Below are 15976 nucleotides of genomic sequence, written 5' to 3'. Positions count from 1 at the left end.
TACGCTGGCCTGAAGGCCAAGGGCAAAGCAAGCAAGGTGGCGCTCGTGGCGGTCATGCGCAAAATGCTGGTGATCCTCAACGCCCGTAAGCGAGACGCCGAGGTGGCCCTCGGCTGCCCCTGACAAGACAGTTGCTACTGGAAATGCGGCATCCACGGAGGATGCGGATCAATCGGATTGCGGGGATGCCATGGTAGATCCACGCCATGCGTGGATACGCGGTGCAAGGCGCCTCGCAGACTCTGAAAAAAAAGCGCTTGACGGCATCCTTGGAATAGGTAAAATTTCGCCTCCCAAGCGGGAATAGCTCAGTTGGTAGAGCGCAACCTTGCCAAGGTTGAGGTCGCGAGTTCGAGTCTCGTTTCCCGCTCCAGATTCAAGAAAAACGCTCCCGCAAGGGGGCGTTTTTCGTTATGCGCGGCGGTACCCGCGCAGATCAATCATTGTCCTGCGCCGTCGCGCGCCAACGCATGCCGGTGATGCGCGCTTCCTCGCGTGCCACCTGGCGGTCGGCAAACCACGCCTGCACATCACCGGCGAAACTCCCCGGGCGTCCCTTGCCCTGCACGCCCTCGGCAATCGAGGGCAGGTTGGAACGTGCCAGTTCTTCGCGCATGGCCTTCTGCGCATTGATCATCACCGCGTGGATGACGCACACACCGCGGTTGGCCCAGCGGGTGGGGCACCATCAAACAGCGCGCAGCGCCCACAGGGAGTTGGGTGTGTCCTGGCGTCTGGGCTCGGGCGTCGCTCGCGTGGATGCGGAGGGCGTGACGTTGGAAAACGGAGAACGCATCGACGCCGCCACCGTTGTCTGGACGGCCGGTGCACGTGCCAGTGCGTTGACTGCTCAGATTCCTGGCTAGCACGATGCGGTGGGTCACCCGCATGTGGATCGCACTCTCAAGGCGAAGAGTGTCGACGCGGTGTTCGCCACCGGGGACTGCGCGCATGCCGCCACCGATGACGAGGGCAACGTGGCGATGATGTCCTGCCAGCACGCGATGAACCTGGGGCGCTCCGCCGGACACAACGCCGCGGCTGACCTGACCGGGGAAGCGATGATTCCGTATGCGCAGCCCAAGTACGTGACCTGCCTGGACCTGGGGCCGTGGGGTGCTGTCTACACCGAGGGCTGGGATCGCCAGGTAACGCTGTCCGGCGCTGAAGCCAAGGCGCTCAGGACCCGGATCAACACCGAATGGATCTATCCGCCCACGGGTGAGCATGCGGAGATCCTGGCGTCTGCAGATTCGCTGCGGATTATGGTGGCCTGACGGCGCAAAGAAGTCCTGCAAGCAACGTTCTCGGACGGGGGCGTTGCTTCTGCCCGATAGTGGATGCTGTGATCTTTCTCCACCTGGGATCTCGACATGGTCATCGTTGGTGTCAGCTTTGCGGACGGCACCTACCTGTTGGTCGTCGCACAAAACGGTTGTGCCTGGATGCAAGGTGGACGTCGGTGGCGAGTGAACAACGCAGGCAACTTTGAATGAATTGATCGTAGTGCTCGACAGCTGCGCAGAATGTCGCAAATGGTCAGCTGACATGGCAGATACCTCGGCGTTGTGCGATATCCAGAGCATCGGTAGCGCTTTCGCAAGCGAGCTCTCTCTCACAGTGAGTTCAGCCGGGCTTGCCCCTTGGTACAGTTGCCATTGCTGACGTGATGGGCAAGGAAGAACCAAGAAAGTACGAGTTGATGGAGAAGCTATGTTGGTGGGCCCCTTGCGCTCAGCTGCTTTTCCATCTGCATATTGACTGCACGGCGCGATGCTCATCGCTCAATGGACGGGCGTTGGCATGCCAGCTTCATTGATATGAATGGACGCCGAAACCTTCTATTCATCTACATCCGGAGTTCCATGATGATTCGACCGTTGGTTGCCGTCGGGATGCTCGTTTTTTCTGTCAATGCGCATGCGACTCCTCTGGGATATGACAAGCAAGCCGAAGTTTCCCTTATTGATGGGCGGCCTGCGATCTGCCTTCCGAAAAAGGCCCGATCACCTTTCCCCATAGGCTGGGCAACGCTGTCTGAAGCCAGTGATCAGAACGATGGGGTCTGGAGCATTGAACTGAAGGATGGTGCTGCACCATTGATGCTGAAACCCGGTGACTGCTTCTCATATGGGCGTGTGCCCAGCTCATACGCTGTCGAACCCTTGAGAGGAAGGGAGAGAGTGTTGGAACTGCGGCCAGGCTTGGCGTATGTGTTCAGGCTGAATTCTTCTGTGCACTCAGCAGAGGCCTATTCGGTGTTGTTCTGCACTGGCCGGAAGCAGACGGAAGGTCGCGAAATTGAATCCATCAAGAAGGTAGACGACAGGACGAGGCGGTCCTCATGCTGATTCATAAGGTCGGAGTCTGATGCGGCGGTCCTTTCGTAGCGCGCGGTGCTTCGTTGACTGCGATGCATGGTGTGTGGATCAGCAGCGCTCCCTGACAATCCTTGTCATTTCTGATAGAGAGGAGCTTCGATCGGGTCCAGCGTAACGTGTAGGCGAACGCTCATTTTTTTAAGATTCTTACGATCGAGATTGACCTCTTTTTTCCCGTCGCAGATCAGTAACTTCCTCAACTCTTCCTTGGAAGAGCTGCTTTGATGAACGAGTTGCTTGCAGTGCTGGGTGAGTCGAAGCTCCTTGATCCCCGCATTCAGATAAGTAGCGTCTTCGGTTGCATCTCGGACATGTAGATGGAAGCGGTACTCCCCTGAATTGATTGCGCTCTTTCTAGGTTCGTTCTGGAGTGTTAGTCCGACCGCTTCCAGTGGCAGTTTGCAAGCTCCGATGGAGTAATGCACGGGGATGTTTACACGTGATGGCTTGGATTCATCCGGGCTGGATAGATGAAATGCCTTTGTGACAGATCTCGGGCCGGGGATGTTGCTCACAAAGGAAGTTACTCCGCTGCAGTTCAGATCTTTCGCATCTCGTGGTGCATAGTGTGCGACAAGAGTCATGTGCAGCTGTGCCGGCAGTTGGGCTGTCAAGTTGAATGTTCTCGAAGATGCGCGCGTGGTCGTGGAAAGTGCAATTTCCTTGCTGATGACAGCTGCCGTCCGGCATCCCGATGTGATTAATGCCATCGAAACCAATAGCAGTGAAAGGGTGGTGCGGCCGGTTGCCAAGATGAGAGGTCCTGTCGAGGCCCAATGGGTTGTGCGAAGTGACATTCGATAGTGCTGCCAGAGCGATGGAATCGCGACATTTCGTTATAGATGCTCGAAGTAGGATCAAACATGCAACTAGTTGCAGAATATGCTGAATAGGTAAGAATGAATGCATCAGGAGGGTAGGTTGCGTTTCCTGATGAGGTGATGCGCAAAGAGTCGAAGCAGAAAAGCGATCCCGAAACTGAAGACGTTTTCCCGTTGGCAAGTTGCATGCTTCATCCCCACTTCACCCACACTCCATCGCCCCTCCATCCGCGCTAGCGAAGCTGCATCTCCGACTCTCCACGGCGATGCCGCAATGCCTCACACTCCCTCCGCCTATGACCACGACGTCGTCATCGTCGGCGCCGGTTTCGCCGGTGCCGCATGCGCGCTGGCTGCTGCCCAGTACGGCCTGCGCGTCTGCGTGCTGGAACGCAAGGCCGACCCCGGCGAGCGCCTGCACACCACCGGCATCGTGGTGAAAGAGGCGATGGAGCAGACCTGGCTGGGGCGCATGCCCGAACATCTCGTGCAACGCGTTGCAAACGTGCGCCTGTATGCGCCGAATCTGCGCAGCGTGTTGCTGGCCGCGCCCGGCTATTACTTCCTCACCACCGATACGCCGAACCTGATGCGCTGGCTGGCCAGCGAGCTGCGCGCAAATGGTGTCGACCTGCGCCTGCAGCAGTCCTTCACCGATGCACATCGCAATGGTGACGGCTGGCTGGTGGATGGGGCAGGGCGATGTGCCTATCTGGTTGGCGCTGATGGCGCACGCTCACGTGTGGCACAGCGCACCGGGCTCGGTCAGGTGCGTGACAACCTCTACGGCGTCGAACGTGAGTTCGCCGGCCTGCAGGTCACGCAGGGCGACGCGCTGCACTGCTTCGTCAACAAGCGCTACGCGCCGGGTTACATCGGCTGGGTCGCGCAGAATCCAACCGGCCTGCAGGTCGGGCTGGCCCTGCGTCATGATCCGCGACAGGTGCGGCCGCCGGATATTGAAGGTTTCCTCGGCCACGTGCGCGATGTGGTCGGCATTCCGCCTTCGGCGCGTCCCTCGGCCACCCGCGCCGGCCTGGTGCCCTGCGGCCGGCCGGATGGGCCGATTACCGGCCAACGCGTGATCCTGACCGGCGACGCGGCGGGCATCGTCTCGCCGCTCTCCGCCGGGGGCATCCACTCCTCGTGGCGGCATGGCTGGGCGGTCGGCGAGGCGATGGCCCGCCATCTGCGTGGGCAGGGGCCGGAAGCGGAACGGGTGGCGCGGCAGGTGGCGCCGGCATTCCATGGAAAGCGCCTGCTGCGCTGGGCGATGGATCATCTGCAGGTCGACTGGCCGCTCAACGCGCTGCTGCACACGGCGGCCACGCGGCGCATTGCCGAGCAGGTCTACTTCCACCGCCGTGGCCTGCGGACCTGAGGTATTGGTCCTGGAGGCCTGAACGCCGCCCTTCACTTCAGGTGAAAATTCCTGTTGACGCCGTGCAGCAATATCGACACAATAGCGCTCCTTCGACGCAGGTCGAACGAAATCTGCGGGAATAGCTCAGTTGGTAGAGCGCAACCTTGCCAAGGTTGAGGTCGCGAGTTCGAGTCTCGTTTCCCGCTCCAGATTCAAGAAAAACGCTCCCGCAAGGGGGCGTTTTTCGTTTGTCACACCGGTTGCACCGCTGCCGCGCTAGCGTGCCTTGCCGGGCAGGGCGCTGCACCAGGTCCGGGCGTCCTGGGGCTCGAAGGCGGGGCAGCGGTTGTCCTGTGGGATGTAGACGTAGGGAACGTCATCTTCGTAGGTGAAGTGGTAGTAGTAGGTCCGGTCCCTGCCGTACACCCAGTAGTTCGAGGAGCCCTGGTTGAGGGCATACGGCTCGAAGGTGAAGATCGAGGATTCACCGGGGATGAAGTTGCTGCGCTCCATCAGGAGCAGCATGGCGTTCGAGACCAGCGGGGTGGTCAGAACGAGCACGATCACGCCGACAGTCGCTGTCGTGATCGAGCCAATCAACAGCCAGCTGTGGGGACGTTTCACGGTCGGGCAGCGTCGAAGCAAAGCAGTGCCGCAATGTGCAATACGCCGTGAAAGCCGTCCAGTGTTCCGTGTTGAGAACGCATTGAAAGCGTAGTGAAAGGCCAACGGCATCGTTGCCTGAACCGCACGCGTGTTGTGACCTTTTTCGGACCATTTCTCCATGTTCGCTCCACAATCGCACGGTAGCCTTCATGCTCCTTCTACACGTTGGCGGGCTGGTGGTCAGGCGTATCACTCCAGTGGCAGTGCCCAGGACCGGGCGCGGATTTTCCCTGCAGGCAGTGCTGCGCCCCGGCGCGTTGCTGGCAAGCCTGGCTCTGGCTGGCTGCATGTCGGTGTCCGTCCCGGACCTGCCTGATCGCACACCCAGCGCCTGGACCCAGGTGCCGCAGGGGCAGGGCGTGGCGGTGGATGCCAAGCAGTGGTGGAAGGTACTGGCCGACCCGGCGCTGGACGGCCTGGTGGACCAGGCCATCGCCGGTAACCTCGACCTGCAGCAGGCCACGCTGCGGCTGCAGGCCGTGCGGATCGTCGCCGGCACCTCGGACTCGCGCTTCCTGCCGGAAATCTCGGCCAGCGCCAAGCAGGTGCAGGACGCTGCTGCGGTCGATACCTATTTCCATGCCGGCATCGAAGCGATCTGGGACCTGGGCCTGTTCGGCGCCGCCGAGAGCGCGCAGCTCAGCGCGCAGGCCTCGGCCGGCAATGCCGAGGCGCTGCGCAATGCCGCGCAGGTGGCGGTGATTGCCGACGTGGTGCGCAGCTATCTGGACCTTACCGTGGCGCAGGCCCAGCAGGACCTGCTGGCCCGGCAACAGACCGTGGATGACCGCGGCGAGCAGCTGGCCCTGGTCCGCCAGCGCCTGCGCCTGGACGAGCCGGGCGAGCTGGACCGCCTGCGTGCACGCCAGGCCGCCACCCGCGCCGCCATCGCACAGGCTCGGGAAAACGCTGACAACGCGGCCCGCGCGCTGGCATTGCTGCTCGGCCGCGATGGGCCGGATCCAGCCTGGCGCGCGTACCGAACGCCGCCGAAGCTGGGCACGTTCTCGCTGCAGCAGGTTCCTGCGGATCTGCTGCGCCACCGGCCACAGATCCTGCTGGCCGAATCCGAGGTGATGCAGGCCGCGGCCAGCAAGGGCTCCGCGCGCGCGGCAATGTATCCGCGGGTCAGCCTCGGCGGCTCGATCCTGTACGCCTACAACCTCACCCAGAACGCACGCTCCAATTCCGATTCCAGCCCGTCGATCGGCCCGTACATCGATATTCCGCTGTGGGACTGGGGCCAGCGCCGTGCGCGCTTCCATGCCGATGAGAAGCAGCTGGATGCCGCGCTGCTCGGCTATCGCAAGGCAGTGCTGGAGGGCGTGAGTGAAGTGGAAGGCGCACTGGGCAGCCTGGCGCGGCAGGACAGCAGCATCCAATCGCTGCGTGCGGCCAATGATGCCGCCGGGCAGCAGGTCAAGCGCCAGGCGCGGCAGGTGCAGCTGGGCCTGTCCAGCGAGTTCGATGGCCTCGATGCGCAGCGTACCGCGCTGGCCTCGCAGGCTGATCTGATCGGTGCGCAGGGCGCACGCGTGCTGGCCTTTGCGTCGCTGTACCGTGCCCTTGGCGGCGCACCGCTGCCGGTCGAGGCTGAGGGCGAGGTGCAATGATCGCGCTGGCCCGCAAGACCCTGGCCTACGAGTGGCGCCGGTTCCTGCCGGTGGTGCTGGCGATGTGCTTCGCCGGCGTGCTGTTGATCGTGCAGGCCGCCCTGGTACTGGGCATCTTCGGCACCGCCGCGATCTACGTGAAGGCATCCTCGGCCGATATCTGGGCCGGTTTCCCCGGCACCCAGAGCGTCAACTACGGGCATGCGATCAGCGCGGATGTTGAAAGCCACCTGCGCATGGACCCGGATGTCACCCGCGTCGAACCCTACGAGTGGGTGGATGGTGAGTGGCGTTCCAGTGCGCAGGGCACCGGCAATGTGTCGGTGTACCTGTCCGGCATTTCCACCCGCGACGACGCGATGATGTTCGCTCGCATCCTGCCGGCCGATCTGCGTGCACAGCTGCGCGAACCGGGCGCCGTGATCGTGGACAGCGCCGACCTGGATACGCTGGGCGTGGACCTGCAGAACAACCGCGCGTGGATCAACGGCAAGGCGGTGCGTGTGGTTGCCGCGCAGCCGGGCCTGCGTGGCCTGGGTGGCGTAAACGTGCTGGCCTCGCTCGACACCGCGCGCGCCATCGCCGGCACCGACCCGCATGAGGGCAGCACCTATTTCGTGGCGGGCCTGCGCTCGCCGGAACTGGCCGATCGCGTGCGTGACCGCCTTGCGGCGTCGATGGGCCAGGCCACACCGGTCGAGTTCTGGACTGCACCGGAGTTCGCCAGCCGCTCGCAGCAGTATTGGCTGTTCGATACCGGCGCAGGTATCGCCGTGTTGTTCATGGCCGTCATCGTCTGCTTCGTCGGTGCGGTGATCACCAACCAGTCGTTCGCTTCGGTGGTGGCCGGTTCGGTGCGCGAGTACGCCACGCTCAATGCACTCGGTGCGGGCCGCTATGCGCTGGCGCGGGTGGTGTTCGAGCAGGCATTGCTGATCGGCGGCGTAGGCATGTTGCTGGCGGCGGCGTTCAGCACGGTGGTGCTGTTGATCGCGCAGACCCAGCGCGTGCCGGTGCAGCTGACGCCGGTGGTGATCCTCGGTTGCGTGGCGCTGGTTGCGGTGATGGCCATGCTGTCGAGCATCATGGCGGTGCGCAGCGTGGTCCGCTCCGATCCATCGTTGCTGCTGCGTTGAGGAACGGCCGATGACCTTCAAACATGCCGTCGCCCCCACGTTGCAGGCCGACGCACTGGAAAAGGGCTTCATGTCCGGCGATGTGCAGGTGCCGGTGCTGCGTGGCCTGTCGCTGGACATCTATCCCGGCGAGCTGACCCTAGTATCCGGCCCGTCCGGCTGCGGCAAGAGCACGCTGTTGTCGCTGCTGTCCGGCCTGTCCGCCCCAGATGGTGGTCGCGTGCATGCACTCGGCCAGGATGTGGGCCACATGAGCCGCAGCGAAGTGGAGCGTTTCCGCCTGCACCATGTCGGTTTCGTGTTCCAGGGCTTCAACCTGTTCCCGGCACTGACCGCGCTGGAGCAGGTGCAGCTGCCACTGGGCTACCGCGGCATGAGCAATCGCGAAAGCGAACCGCTGGCGCGCCGTGCGCTGGAAGAAGTCGGCCTCAGCCATCGCAGCCACATGCGCCCGGCGCAGCTGTCCGGTGGTGAGAAGCAGCGCGTTGCTGTCGCCCGCGCGTTTGCCAAGTCGCCGACGCTGATCTTCGCCGATGAACCCACCAGCGCGCTGGATGCCGAGAATGGCCAGCGCGTGATCGACATCCTGCATCGCTACGCACGTGCGCATGGCGCCACCGTGCTGTGCGTGAGCCACGATCCGCGCCTGATCCGGCATGCCGATCGGGTGATCGCCATGGAAGACGGCATGGTCCGTGATGACCGCCGCCAGAACGAAACTGTAGAGTCCGCCCCATGACCAAGACGTCGCACCTGCTTCCCCTCAGCCTGGCCCTGTCCGCGGCATTGCTGCTCGGTGCCTGTTCCAGGGAAGCGCCCACCCCCGCATCGGCCCCCTCAGGCAAGGCGGGAACTGCCGTCGCCGGCAAGGTCGCCGTGGCGCGGGGCATCATCGACGTCGAAGGCGGGCTGATCGCACTGGCGCCGCCGGTGGATGGCTCGATCACCGCTGCGCCGGTGAAGGAAGGCGCCGTGGTGAAGAAGGGGCAGCTGCTGCTGTCGCTGGATGGCGCCCTGTTGCAGCAGGAAGTGGCAATGGCCACCGCCGACCTGGCGTTGGCCAATGACCGCCTGAAGGGCAGCCAGGCGCAGCTGCGCGAGCTGGAGCGCAACGCCACCCGCCTGTCCACGGGCGCCAGCGAAGGCGTGACCTCGAACCAGCAGGCCGATGCGGCCAAGCAGCAGCTGGCCGGCGTACGTGCCGACGTCGACGTTGCCGGTGCGCAGGTCGATATGGCCCAGCACAAGCTGGAGCACGCCAGGCTGAAACTGCAGCAGATGTCGTTGAGCGCGCCGGAAGCCGGCACCGTGGTCGGCCAGGTGCCGGGCCTCGGCGCCTTCGTGCAGGCCGGCAAGCCGGCGATCTCGTTGTTGCCGGCGCGCCCGCTGCAGGTGCGTGCCGAACTCAGTGCTGCCTACGCCGACGCGGTGCAGGTAGGCATGCAGGCCACCGTGGTGCCGGACAGCGATGGCGCCGAGAACACCGGCACGCTGCCGCCGGCGCGCGTGGTGCGCATCAGCCCGGTGTTCGCGCAGGCGCGCCTGCCTGAAGACGCAGGCCGTGGCGTAGCCAAGGTGGTGGAGTGCGTGCTGGAGTTCGATGGTGAGGCCAAGGCGCGCTTCGGCCAGCACGTGCGCGTGGAGTTCCGGAAGTAACTTCAGCCCGGTGGCGGGGCTGGTTCATGGGCCCTGCGATGCCGGAGCATGCGCCACGCGCTCACCACCGAGACAAGGCATAGCGCCAGCAGCAGGCCCACATCCAGCAGCAGTAACCACAGCAGGTGGGTGCCATGTACCGGCGGCTGGTGCATGGCCGAGAGCATCCATGGCACCGACCACGCCAGCAGCAGCGCGAAGGCGATCAGCAGGCGCAACCACAGCCGCTTCAGTTTCCAGGGCCGCACGATCAAGGCGGCCACCACCAGCTCGACCGTTCCCAGCAGTGCGAACACGATGACGGTGCTGGTCGGGTAGGGCAGCTCGGCGCCTTCCAAGCGATGCAGCAGCCAATAGTCCGGAGTGAAGCCGGCATTGACCAGCGCGGCGATCAGCGCCAGCCAGGTCAGCGCGACCAGCAGCCAGAACAGGCGGACGTAGCGTCTAGGCATCGGCGGTGTCCGTGGTGGCGGGCAGATGGTTGCGTGATGCATGCCACGCGGATAGGACGATCGCGGCCAGTGCCAGCAAACCGGGCCCGACGGTGAAGTACAGCAGGCGCAGCGGGTGGTTGTGCATCAGTGTCCAGCTCGCGAACGCCAGGGGAATCGCCAGCACCAGCAGCTTGGCGAAGAACGGCCGCAGCACGGCGATCAGCGGCTGGGCGCCAATGAACATCCAGAACAGATAGAACTGGGCGATGCCCAGGCCGACGTCACGATGTGAAGTAAAGCCGAAATGGTCGCGATACCAGTTCATTCCCATCGGCATCAGTGCCCAGTACAGCAGGGCCACCAGCAGATGCAGCAGCAGGGCGATCAACAGGGGCGTGCCGCGAAGGAGCATGGGCGAACGGGGCCGGGCGGGGCAGCGTACCCCAGCGCGGACGCCCGTGACCGCATGATGTGAAGACTGTTGACGGCGTGAAGGAATTTGGACACAATAGCGCTCCTTCGACGCAGGTCGAACGGAATCTGCGGGAATAGCTCAGTTGGTAGAGCGCAACCTTGCCAAGGTTGAGGTCGCGAGTTCGAGTCTCGTTTCCCGCTCCAGATTCTACAGGGCCCCGGTAGGGGCCTTGTTTTTCTCCCGCCACGGCAAGGCGGGGCACGTTGGGCCACAAGGCTCTACGCGCAGTCAGAAAGGTGAAATCGCTGGTGTGTTTTCCGGATTTCCGGTAGCATGTCGGCTTACGCGGGAATAGCTCAGTTGGTAGAGCGCAACCTTGCCAAGGTTGAGGTCGCGAGTTCGAGTCTCGTTTCCCGCTCCATGTTCCGACAGGCCCCATCTTGGGGTTTTGTCTTGTCAGGGCTACGTTCCTGGCGCGCAGTACGTTGGCCTCATGGCAGAGTGGCTATGCACCGGATTGCAAATCCGTTTACAGCGGTTCGATTCCGCTTGAGGCCTCCAATTGAAAAGCCCTGACTTCGGTCAGGGCTTTTTTGTTTGCCTGGATACCGGCACGCGCCCGGATCGATACCCGCTACAACCGGGCCAGCGCCTGCATCGTGGCCTGGGTCAGCGGTTGCGGCAGGGCATCGCGCGCGAACCAGCCCAGCCCGGTCTGCACGCCCGGCTCCTGGATGGAGGCTTCGATGCCGGCAATTGCCTGGGCTTCGTAGATCGGCGCGACCCAATGCTGCGCAAGCGCCGGCTCGAAATGATCGGCCACGCACAGCAGGCGCAGCAACGTCACTTCCAGCGCCGTCTCCTCGCGGATTTCACGGACCACGGCAGCCTCCACCGTTTCCATCCAGTCGACTTTTCCACCGGGCATGCCCCAATGCCCGCGCTCCGGCTCGCGTCCGCGCTGGATCAGCAGGATGCGGCCGTCGGCATCACGGACGACGGCGCCACATCCCACCCGGGGAATCTGCAGTTCAGTCATGGCGTTGGGTGAAGAAGGGACGTTCTTCATTCTTGCATGCACGCCGCATCAGGCGGACCCGCGCTAGGCTGGGCGCCTGTGCATCAACAACCCCGCAGGTGTGTCGCATGTTCATCCAGCAACTTGGTGCTGACGACGCCGACATTCTCTGGCAGGCACGGTTGCAGGCGCTTCGCGAGTCGCCCGCTGCGTTCCTGTCCACGCTGGCCGAGGCGCAGAATGAGACGGCAGACGTGATGCGCGCCCAGCTTGCTGATCCCGGCACGCGCTACTTCGGCGCTTTCATCGACGGCATGCTTGCGGGCTTCCTGCGCTACGTACGCCCGATGCGGATGGCGCGACGGCATACGGCGGAAGTACACAGCGTCCACGTGGGCACCGACCATCGTGGCCAGGGTGTCGCCCGCCAGCTTCTTCTTGCTGCGTTTGCGTCTGCGCGCGCCGAAGGCATTGAATCGCTCACCCTCACGGTGCTGGCGGACAATACTGCCGCGCGCGGGCTGTATGAATCGCTGGGTTTCAGCGTACTCGGCAGGGAGCCGCGGGCAGTCAAGCGCGAGGGCAGCTACACGGATATCGTCTCGTACTGGATCACACTGCACTGACAGTGAAACGTTGCCGCGGGTACGGTCATGTTTCCGTGGCACGATGAGGCTGGACACAGGTTGCAGGAAGACAGGGCAATGCACGTTCAGGTATCCAGCAGGGAGCGCGTGGCGCCGGAACACCGTCAGCAGGCGGTGGATCTGCTCCGCCAGGCTTTCCCGGACATGCAGGGCGAGGGCTACGCCATCCCGGGGCCGGTCGCTCTGGTCCTGGCGATGGAAGGTGATCACGTGGTCGCCCACCTCGCACTGTACGAACGCAATGCACTGCTGGACGGCGAGCCGGAACGCATCGGCCTGATCGGCGGCGTGGTGGTGCGTGCCGACGTTCGCCGGCAAGGCGTTGCCTCGCGCCTGATCGAGGCGGCCCATGCAGAGCTGCGCCGGCACGGTATCGATTTCGCCGTGCTGTTCGCTCTGGATCATCGGCACTATGCTTCTGCGGGCTATGTGCCGATGCAGAACGAGACCTGCTTCATTGAAGATGGTCACGCACGTCGGTTCGTCTATCGCGGTGGCATGGTGGCCACGCTGGGAGCGCGCCGCTGGACCACGGATGTGCTCGATCTGCAGGGCGAAACGGTCTGAACGGCGGCAGCGTGCAGTCGCCACCAAACCACCGTATCGTGGCGGTTGTCCAATGAACCAGGGAGCGGTGCAGGATGAAAGGGAAGGCAGTGATGGCGATGATCCTGCTGGGGTGTGCCCCGCTGGCATCGGCCCAGGTCTACAAGTGCAAGGGCGCATCCGGCGAAACGGTGTACAGCCAGAATCCCTGTGCTGCCGGCGCTGAACCCATGAAGCTGCGTTCCAGCCGTTCCTCCACGGAAACGGCGGGGGAGGCATCGAACCGCGCGGCGGTGTACCAGAACACCGAACTGGCCGACGCCGGCATCGCCGAGCGCAACTGCGTGCAGGGCGAGCGCTCGCGCATCTATGGTCCGCTGGAGTCCCGCAGCCAGCAGGTTGGCCGGCAGGTCGCCGAGCTGAATCGTCAACTTGCCGCGGCGGACACCAACCTGGCCGGCGCGACACAGGACTCCGGCATCCGTGCACAGATCGCCAGCCTGCAGCAGTCGTTGAGCGCTGAGCGCGTTGCAGCAGATACGCAGATGTCGAATGCGCGCGAACAGTGTGCATCGGTCCGGCGCGAACGTGAGCGGTCGGTGCGCGACAAGTTCAGCAGTTCGACCGCCCCTGCGAATTGACTGGTCACTGCGCGGCAGACGCGCGCATGGGCGTTTCCGCGCGGAAGTTGCGCCCGACCGGCTCTCCTACACCCAGGTAGTGCCGGAACAGGTAGATCAACGGTTTCCAGCGCGCCACATCGATGTGCTGGGTGCCGTCCACGGTGATGTCTTCGTGCGCATGCACGCAGCGGATGCGGGCTTCGACGATCACGAAGCCCTGGCCATCATCCTCGCCGGGCGGATGCATCGCCATTACGCTGGCCTCCACCTGCAGCGGGCACTCGGCAATGGCCAGCGGAGCAACATGCATCGACGCGACGGCACTGAACCCACCCAGCGCGAATTTGTCACGCACGTGCACGTAGCCCATCGCCTGCTTGGCGGCCGGCACAGGGTTGCAGCCGGTCGCTCTGGCGATGGCCTCGACCTGTGCGGCCTGCGCGGATGAGGGAAAGTTCAGCACGCACTCGTTGCGCAGCTGCAGGTTGCGATAGCCCTGGCCCTGCGTGCCGAGGCCCAGTACCACCCGGTTGCCCAGTGCCCAGAACGAAGAAAGCGGGCTGATGTTGCTGCTGCCATCGTCATTCAACGTGGTCATCAGCAGCACGGGCGTGCCCGGGTACAGGACCGAAGGGGTGATGCGGCGGCGATGGATCGAAGCGGTCTTCACGGCAGGTCTCGCGGTTGCGGGCGGCCACTGTGCCGTGCCATCGGCTGCAGACGCTTCGGCCTGCATCGAACTGTCGGCAGATGACGGCATGCCACAATGCAGCATGGTCCACACCTCCGGTTCCCTTGTCAGTGTCGGTGCCCTGGTCGGGGACCAGGCGCGTGCCGCCATGCTGCTGCAGCTGATGGATGGACGGGCCTATACCGCGATGGAGCTGGCGCGCGTGGCCGGGGTAACCCCGCAGACGGCGAGCACGCACCTGCGCAGGCTGGTCGAGGGCGACCTGCTGGTGGCGGTGGCGCAGGGGCGGCATCGCTACCACCGGCTGGCATCAAGCGAGGTGGCAGAGATGCTCGAAGGCATCCTGCGCGTGGCCGACCACACGCCCTCGTGCACCGCCGCAGCGTCACGCAGCATGCCTGCACTGCGCGAGGCGCGTTCGTGCTATCGGCACCTGGCTGGCGTGCACGCGGTAGCCATCACCGATCGCCTGCTGCAGGCGGGGCATGTACTGCCGTGCGAAGGGCATTGGCGGATCAGCGCTGGGGGCGCCGGATTCCTTGCCGGGCTGGGCCTGCCGTTGCGCGAGCTCCTGCAGCAGCCGGTGACGGCCAAGCCGGCGCGCTACTGCCGTGGTTGCCTGGATTGCACCGAACGGCGGCCACACCTGGCAGGGCTGGTCGGTGAGGCGATGCTGGACAGTTTCGTGAACAACGATTGGCTGCGGCGCGTCGAGGGCCGACGCGAACTGCGGCTGACGCCACCTGGGCGTGAGGCGTTGTGGCGGCTGTTCAGCCTTGCGACCTGAGCCGACTGATCAGTCTCAGCGGCCCGCGACATGGCAAGGCGTTATGGTCGAGTTCCACGTCTCAGGGAGCTGCAATGGCGAGCAAGGACATCACGGGTCGCTTCGGGCACGGAGCGAAACGGAAATGAGCAAAATCATGGCAGATGTGCGCTGGCTGACCTTTCGGTTGAAGAACGGGCAATCCATTGGACCGGAGCGGCTGAAGGACGGATGGGTGATTGCCTCGGAGACCGCCCGCTGCGAGGTCCGCCGCGAGAATATCGAGGGATCGGGCCTGGTGTATGCACTGTATGCGCCTGCCAACCTGGCCTCGCCACGGCGCGCGGAGATGCGCATGCGCGAATTCCTGATGAGCTCCGGCTACACCTTTACCATGGGCACGCTGGGCGGCTGACGCCGCCCGTTGCCGTCACGGGCGCACGGTCAAGGCCTGGCCAAGCGTGCCAATTGGACCGCGCGCATCGTGCAGCACCGTGCTGGTCAGGCCAAGCCCCTGGCGGCCGAACGAGACTGACGTGTCGAAGCCCAGCCATTCGCCTTCGGGCGTGCCGAACAGGTGAGCGGTCAGATCGAGGTTGGGGAAGGCGATCTCCTTCGGATCGGCGCGTACGGCCATGCCATTGGACAGATCGAACAGGGTGGCTGCACGCGCCAGTGGACTGACGGTCTCGCCGTCCAGCAGCGCATGCTTTGCACGCGCCCAGTAGGTGGCACGGCCGGGACCCTGATCGTGTCGGCGGATCTCCACGCTCCTGATGAATCCGCCGGGCCAGACCGTGCCCGGGTCCCACGCCGGCATCGATTCCGGTGGCGCGATGGCAGTGATCGGCGTTCCGGCGATGGCCTGCGTATCGTTCGGACGCATCAGCCACGCACGTACGCGCAGCGCCGCGCGATCGTCATGGCGCAGCGTGGCTTCGACCAGTTCGATGGTGCGACCACCACGCAGCACCTGCACGTCGGCCTCCATCGCTTCGATCGGAATGGTGCCGAGGATGTCGTAGGACAGGCGCGCGATCAGGAAGCCGTGGCCACGTGCGGCGGCGTCGCGTTCCAGGTGGTGGGCCAGCAGTCCGATCGCAGGCGCGATGTGCTGTTCGCGGATGTTCCAGGCGCCGCCGGTGTGTTCGGTCGGCAGGTAGCGGGTGTCGCTCAGTCGTTCGAAGAAGGCCATCGTAT

Annotated in this window: 19 protein-coding genes, 5 tRNA genes and 1 pseudogene; 17 read left to right on the top strand and 8 right to left on the bottom strand. The window is 64.2% G+C overall.

The annotated features are described in order from the left end of the window. A pseudogene (locus AC5P88_RS08940) lies at positions 1 to 123 on the top strand (IS110 family transposase); the annotation flags it as partial. 174 nt (positions 124 to 297) lie between these two features. Beyond that, positions 298 to 373 (top strand) — tRNA-Gly (locus tag AC5P88_RS08935). Between the two features lie 63 nt (positions 374 to 436). On the opposite strand, the gene AC5P88_RS08930 is transcribed toward AC5P88_RS08935, so the two are convergent. Continuing rightward, entirely contained in the window at positions 437 to 616 is a 180-nt protein-coding gene (locus AC5P88_RS08930; protein ID WP_146146952.1) for a hypothetical protein, read from the bottom strand. Positions 617 to 890: 274 nt separating this feature from the next. Here AC5P88_RS08930 and AC5P88_RS08925 point away from each other — a divergent pair, with 274 nt between their 5' ends. Beyond that, the gene (locus AC5P88_RS08925; RefSeq protein WP_202911063.1) at positions 891 to 1277 is read left to right on the top strand and encodes an NAD(P)/FAD-dependent oxidoreductase; all 387 of its coding nucleotides are present in this window, start codon (positions 891 to 893) and stop codon (positions 1275 to 1277) included. A gap of 1178 nt (positions 1278 to 2455) precedes the next feature. Here the strand turns inward: AC5P88_RS08925 and AC5P88_RS08920 are convergent. Next, entirely contained in the window at positions 2456 to 3133 is a 678-nt protein-coding gene (locus tag AC5P88_RS08920; RefSeq protein ID WP_157806718.1) for a hypothetical protein, read from the bottom strand. Between the two features lie 343 nt (positions 3134 to 3476). Here AC5P88_RS08920 and AC5P88_RS08915 point away from each other — a divergent pair, with 343 nt between their 5' ends. Together AC5P88_RS08915 and AC5P88_RS08910 are read left to right on the top strand one after the other, a co-directional pair. Then, positions 3477 to 4583 carry an NAD(P)/FAD-dependent oxidoreductase gene (locus tag AC5P88_RS08915; protein WP_100443196.1) on the top strand — a complete coding sequence of 369 codons (1107 nt, stop codon included), beginning with the start codon at positions 3477 to 3479 and terminating at the stop codon, positions 4581 to 4583. Between the two features lie 115 nt (positions 4584 to 4698). Next, a tRNA-Gly gene (locus AC5P88_RS08910) sits at positions 4699 to 4774 on the top strand. Positions 4775 to 4841: 67 nt separating this feature from the next. On the opposite strand, the gene AC5P88_RS08905 is transcribed toward AC5P88_RS08910, so the two are convergent. Beyond that, complete coding sequence (locus AC5P88_RS08905) at positions 4842 to 5351, bottom strand: hypothetical protein (protein WP_495224814.1); 510 nt, start codon at positions 5349 to 5351, stop codon at positions 4842 to 4844. A gap of 29 nt (positions 5352 to 5380) precedes the next feature. Between AC5P88_RS08905 and AC5P88_RS08900 the strand changes: the two genes are divergently transcribed. Genes AC5P88_RS08900 through AC5P88_RS08885 form a run of 4 tightly spaced genes read left to right on the top strand, consistent with a single transcriptional unit; the run spans position 5381 to position 9636 of the window. After that, a complete protein-coding gene (locus AC5P88_RS08900) occupies positions 5381 to 6844 on the top strand; it encodes an efflux transporter outer membrane subunit (protein ID WP_100443197.1) in 1464 nt (487 codons plus the stop codon). Then, the gene (locus tag AC5P88_RS08895) at positions 6841 to 7980 is read left to right on the top strand and encodes an ABC transporter permease (protein WP_100443198.1); all 1140 of its coding nucleotides are present in this window, start codon (positions 6841 to 6843) and stop codon (positions 7978 to 7980) included. Before AC5P88_RS08900 ends, AC5P88_RS08895 begins: the two co-directional genes overlap by 4 nt. 10 nt (positions 7981 to 7990) lie before the next feature. Continuing rightward, positions 7991 to 8719: an ABC transporter ATP-binding protein gene (locus tag AC5P88_RS08890; protein WP_100443199.1), complete on the top strand. Its 729-nt coding sequence runs from the start codon at positions 7991 to 7993 to the stop codon at positions 8717 to 8719. Continuing rightward, positions 8716 to 9636 (top strand): HlyD family secretion protein, encoded by a 921-nt coding sequence (locus tag AC5P88_RS08885; RefSeq protein ID WP_286075455.1) that lies wholly within the window; start codon positions 8716 to 8718, stop codon positions 9634 to 9636. Before AC5P88_RS08890 ends, AC5P88_RS08885 begins: the two co-directional genes overlap by 4 nt. Positions 9637 to 9638: 2 nt before the next feature. Here AC5P88_RS08885 and AC5P88_RS08880 read toward each other — a convergent pair whose 3' ends face one another. Further along, positions 9639 to 10088 (bottom strand): hypothetical protein, encoded by a 450-nt coding sequence (locus tag AC5P88_RS08880; RefSeq protein WP_106548990.1) that lies wholly within the window; start codon positions 10086 to 10088, stop codon positions 9639 to 9641. Continuing rightward, complete coding sequence (locus AC5P88_RS08875) at positions 10081 to 10482, bottom strand: hypothetical protein (RefSeq protein ID WP_495224813.1); 402 nt, start codon at positions 10480 to 10482, stop codon at positions 10081 to 10083. The genes AC5P88_RS08880 and AC5P88_RS08875 overlap by 8 nt, the downstream gene beginning before the upstream one ends. Positions 10483 to 10612: 130 nt before the next feature. On the opposite strand from AC5P88_RS08875, the gene AC5P88_RS08870 reads away from it, so the two are divergent. From AC5P88_RS08870 to AC5P88_RS08860, 3 genes are all read left to right on the top strand, one after another. Next, positions 10613 to 10688, top strand: a tRNA-Gly gene (locus tag AC5P88_RS08870). 142 nt (positions 10689 to 10830) lie between these two features. Then, positions 10831 to 10906, top strand: a tRNA-Gly gene (locus tag AC5P88_RS08865). Positions 10907 to 10972: 66 nt separating this feature from the next. Continuing rightward, positions 10973 to 11046, top strand: a tRNA-Cys gene (locus AC5P88_RS08860). Positions 11047 to 11119: 73 nt separating this feature from the next. Here the strand turns inward: AC5P88_RS08860 and AC5P88_RS08855 are convergent. Then, entirely contained in the window at positions 11120 to 11524 is a 405-nt protein-coding gene (locus tag AC5P88_RS08855) for an NUDIX hydrolase (RefSeq protein WP_495224812.1), read from the bottom strand. Positions 11525 to 11631: 107 nt separating this feature from the next. Between AC5P88_RS08855 and AC5P88_RS08850 the strand changes: the two genes are divergently transcribed. The 3 genes from AC5P88_RS08850 to AC5P88_RS08840 all read left to right on the top strand — a co-directional run bounded on the left by AC5P88_RS08850 (position 11632) and on the right by AC5P88_RS08840 (position 13337). Beyond that, complete coding sequence (locus AC5P88_RS08850) at positions 11632 to 12129, top strand: GNAT family N-acetyltransferase (RefSeq protein ID WP_495224811.1); 498 nt, start codon at positions 11632 to 11634, stop codon at positions 12127 to 12129. A 78-nt stretch (positions 12130 to 12207) separates the two neighbouring features. After that, the gene (locus AC5P88_RS08845; RefSeq protein ID WP_495224810.1) at positions 12208 to 12717 is read left to right on the top strand and encodes a GNAT family N-acetyltransferase; all 510 of its coding nucleotides are present in this window, start codon (positions 12208 to 12210) and stop codon (positions 12715 to 12717) included. 92 nt (positions 12718 to 12809) lie between these two features. Beyond that, complete coding sequence (locus AC5P88_RS08840) at positions 12810 to 13337, top strand: DUF4124 domain-containing protein (protein WP_495224809.1); 528 nt, start codon at positions 12810 to 12812, stop codon at positions 13335 to 13337. A 4-nt stretch (positions 13338 to 13341) separates the two neighbouring features. On the opposite strand, the gene AC5P88_RS08835 is transcribed toward AC5P88_RS08840, so the two are convergent. After that, complete coding sequence (locus AC5P88_RS08835) at positions 13342 to 13989, bottom strand: flavin reductase family protein (RefSeq protein WP_495224808.1); 648 nt, start codon at positions 13987 to 13989, stop codon at positions 13342 to 13344. A gap of 103 nt (positions 13990 to 14092) precedes the next feature. Between AC5P88_RS08835 and AC5P88_RS08830 the strand changes: the two genes are divergently transcribed. Both AC5P88_RS08830 and AC5P88_RS08825 read left to right on the top strand, forming a co-directional pair. Beyond that, positions 14093 to 14797, top strand: coding sequence for an ArsR/SmtB family transcription factor (locus AC5P88_RS08830; RefSeq protein ID WP_111112220.1), 705 nt, complete (start codon positions 14093 to 14095; stop codon positions 14795 to 14797). 124 nt (positions 14798 to 14921) lie between these two features. Then, on the top strand, positions 14922 to 15191 hold the full coding sequence (locus tag AC5P88_RS08825) for a hypothetical protein (RefSeq protein WP_106548983.1): 270 nt from the start codon (positions 14922 to 14924) through the stop codon (positions 15189 to 15191). A 15-nt stretch (positions 15192 to 15206) separates the two neighbouring features. Here AC5P88_RS08825 and AC5P88_RS08820 read toward each other — a convergent pair whose 3' ends face one another. Beyond that, positions 15207 to 15971, bottom strand: a complete 765-nt coding sequence (locus AC5P88_RS08820; RefSeq protein WP_106548982.1) for a thioesterase family protein — start codon at positions 15969 to 15971, stop codon at positions 15207 to 15209. Positions 15972 to 15976: the final 5 nt, after the last annotated feature.

Source organism: Stenotrophomonas sp. YJH_SMC_8 (assembly GCF_059371315.1).
This window is presented reverse-complemented; position numbering and strand designations above follow the sequence as displayed.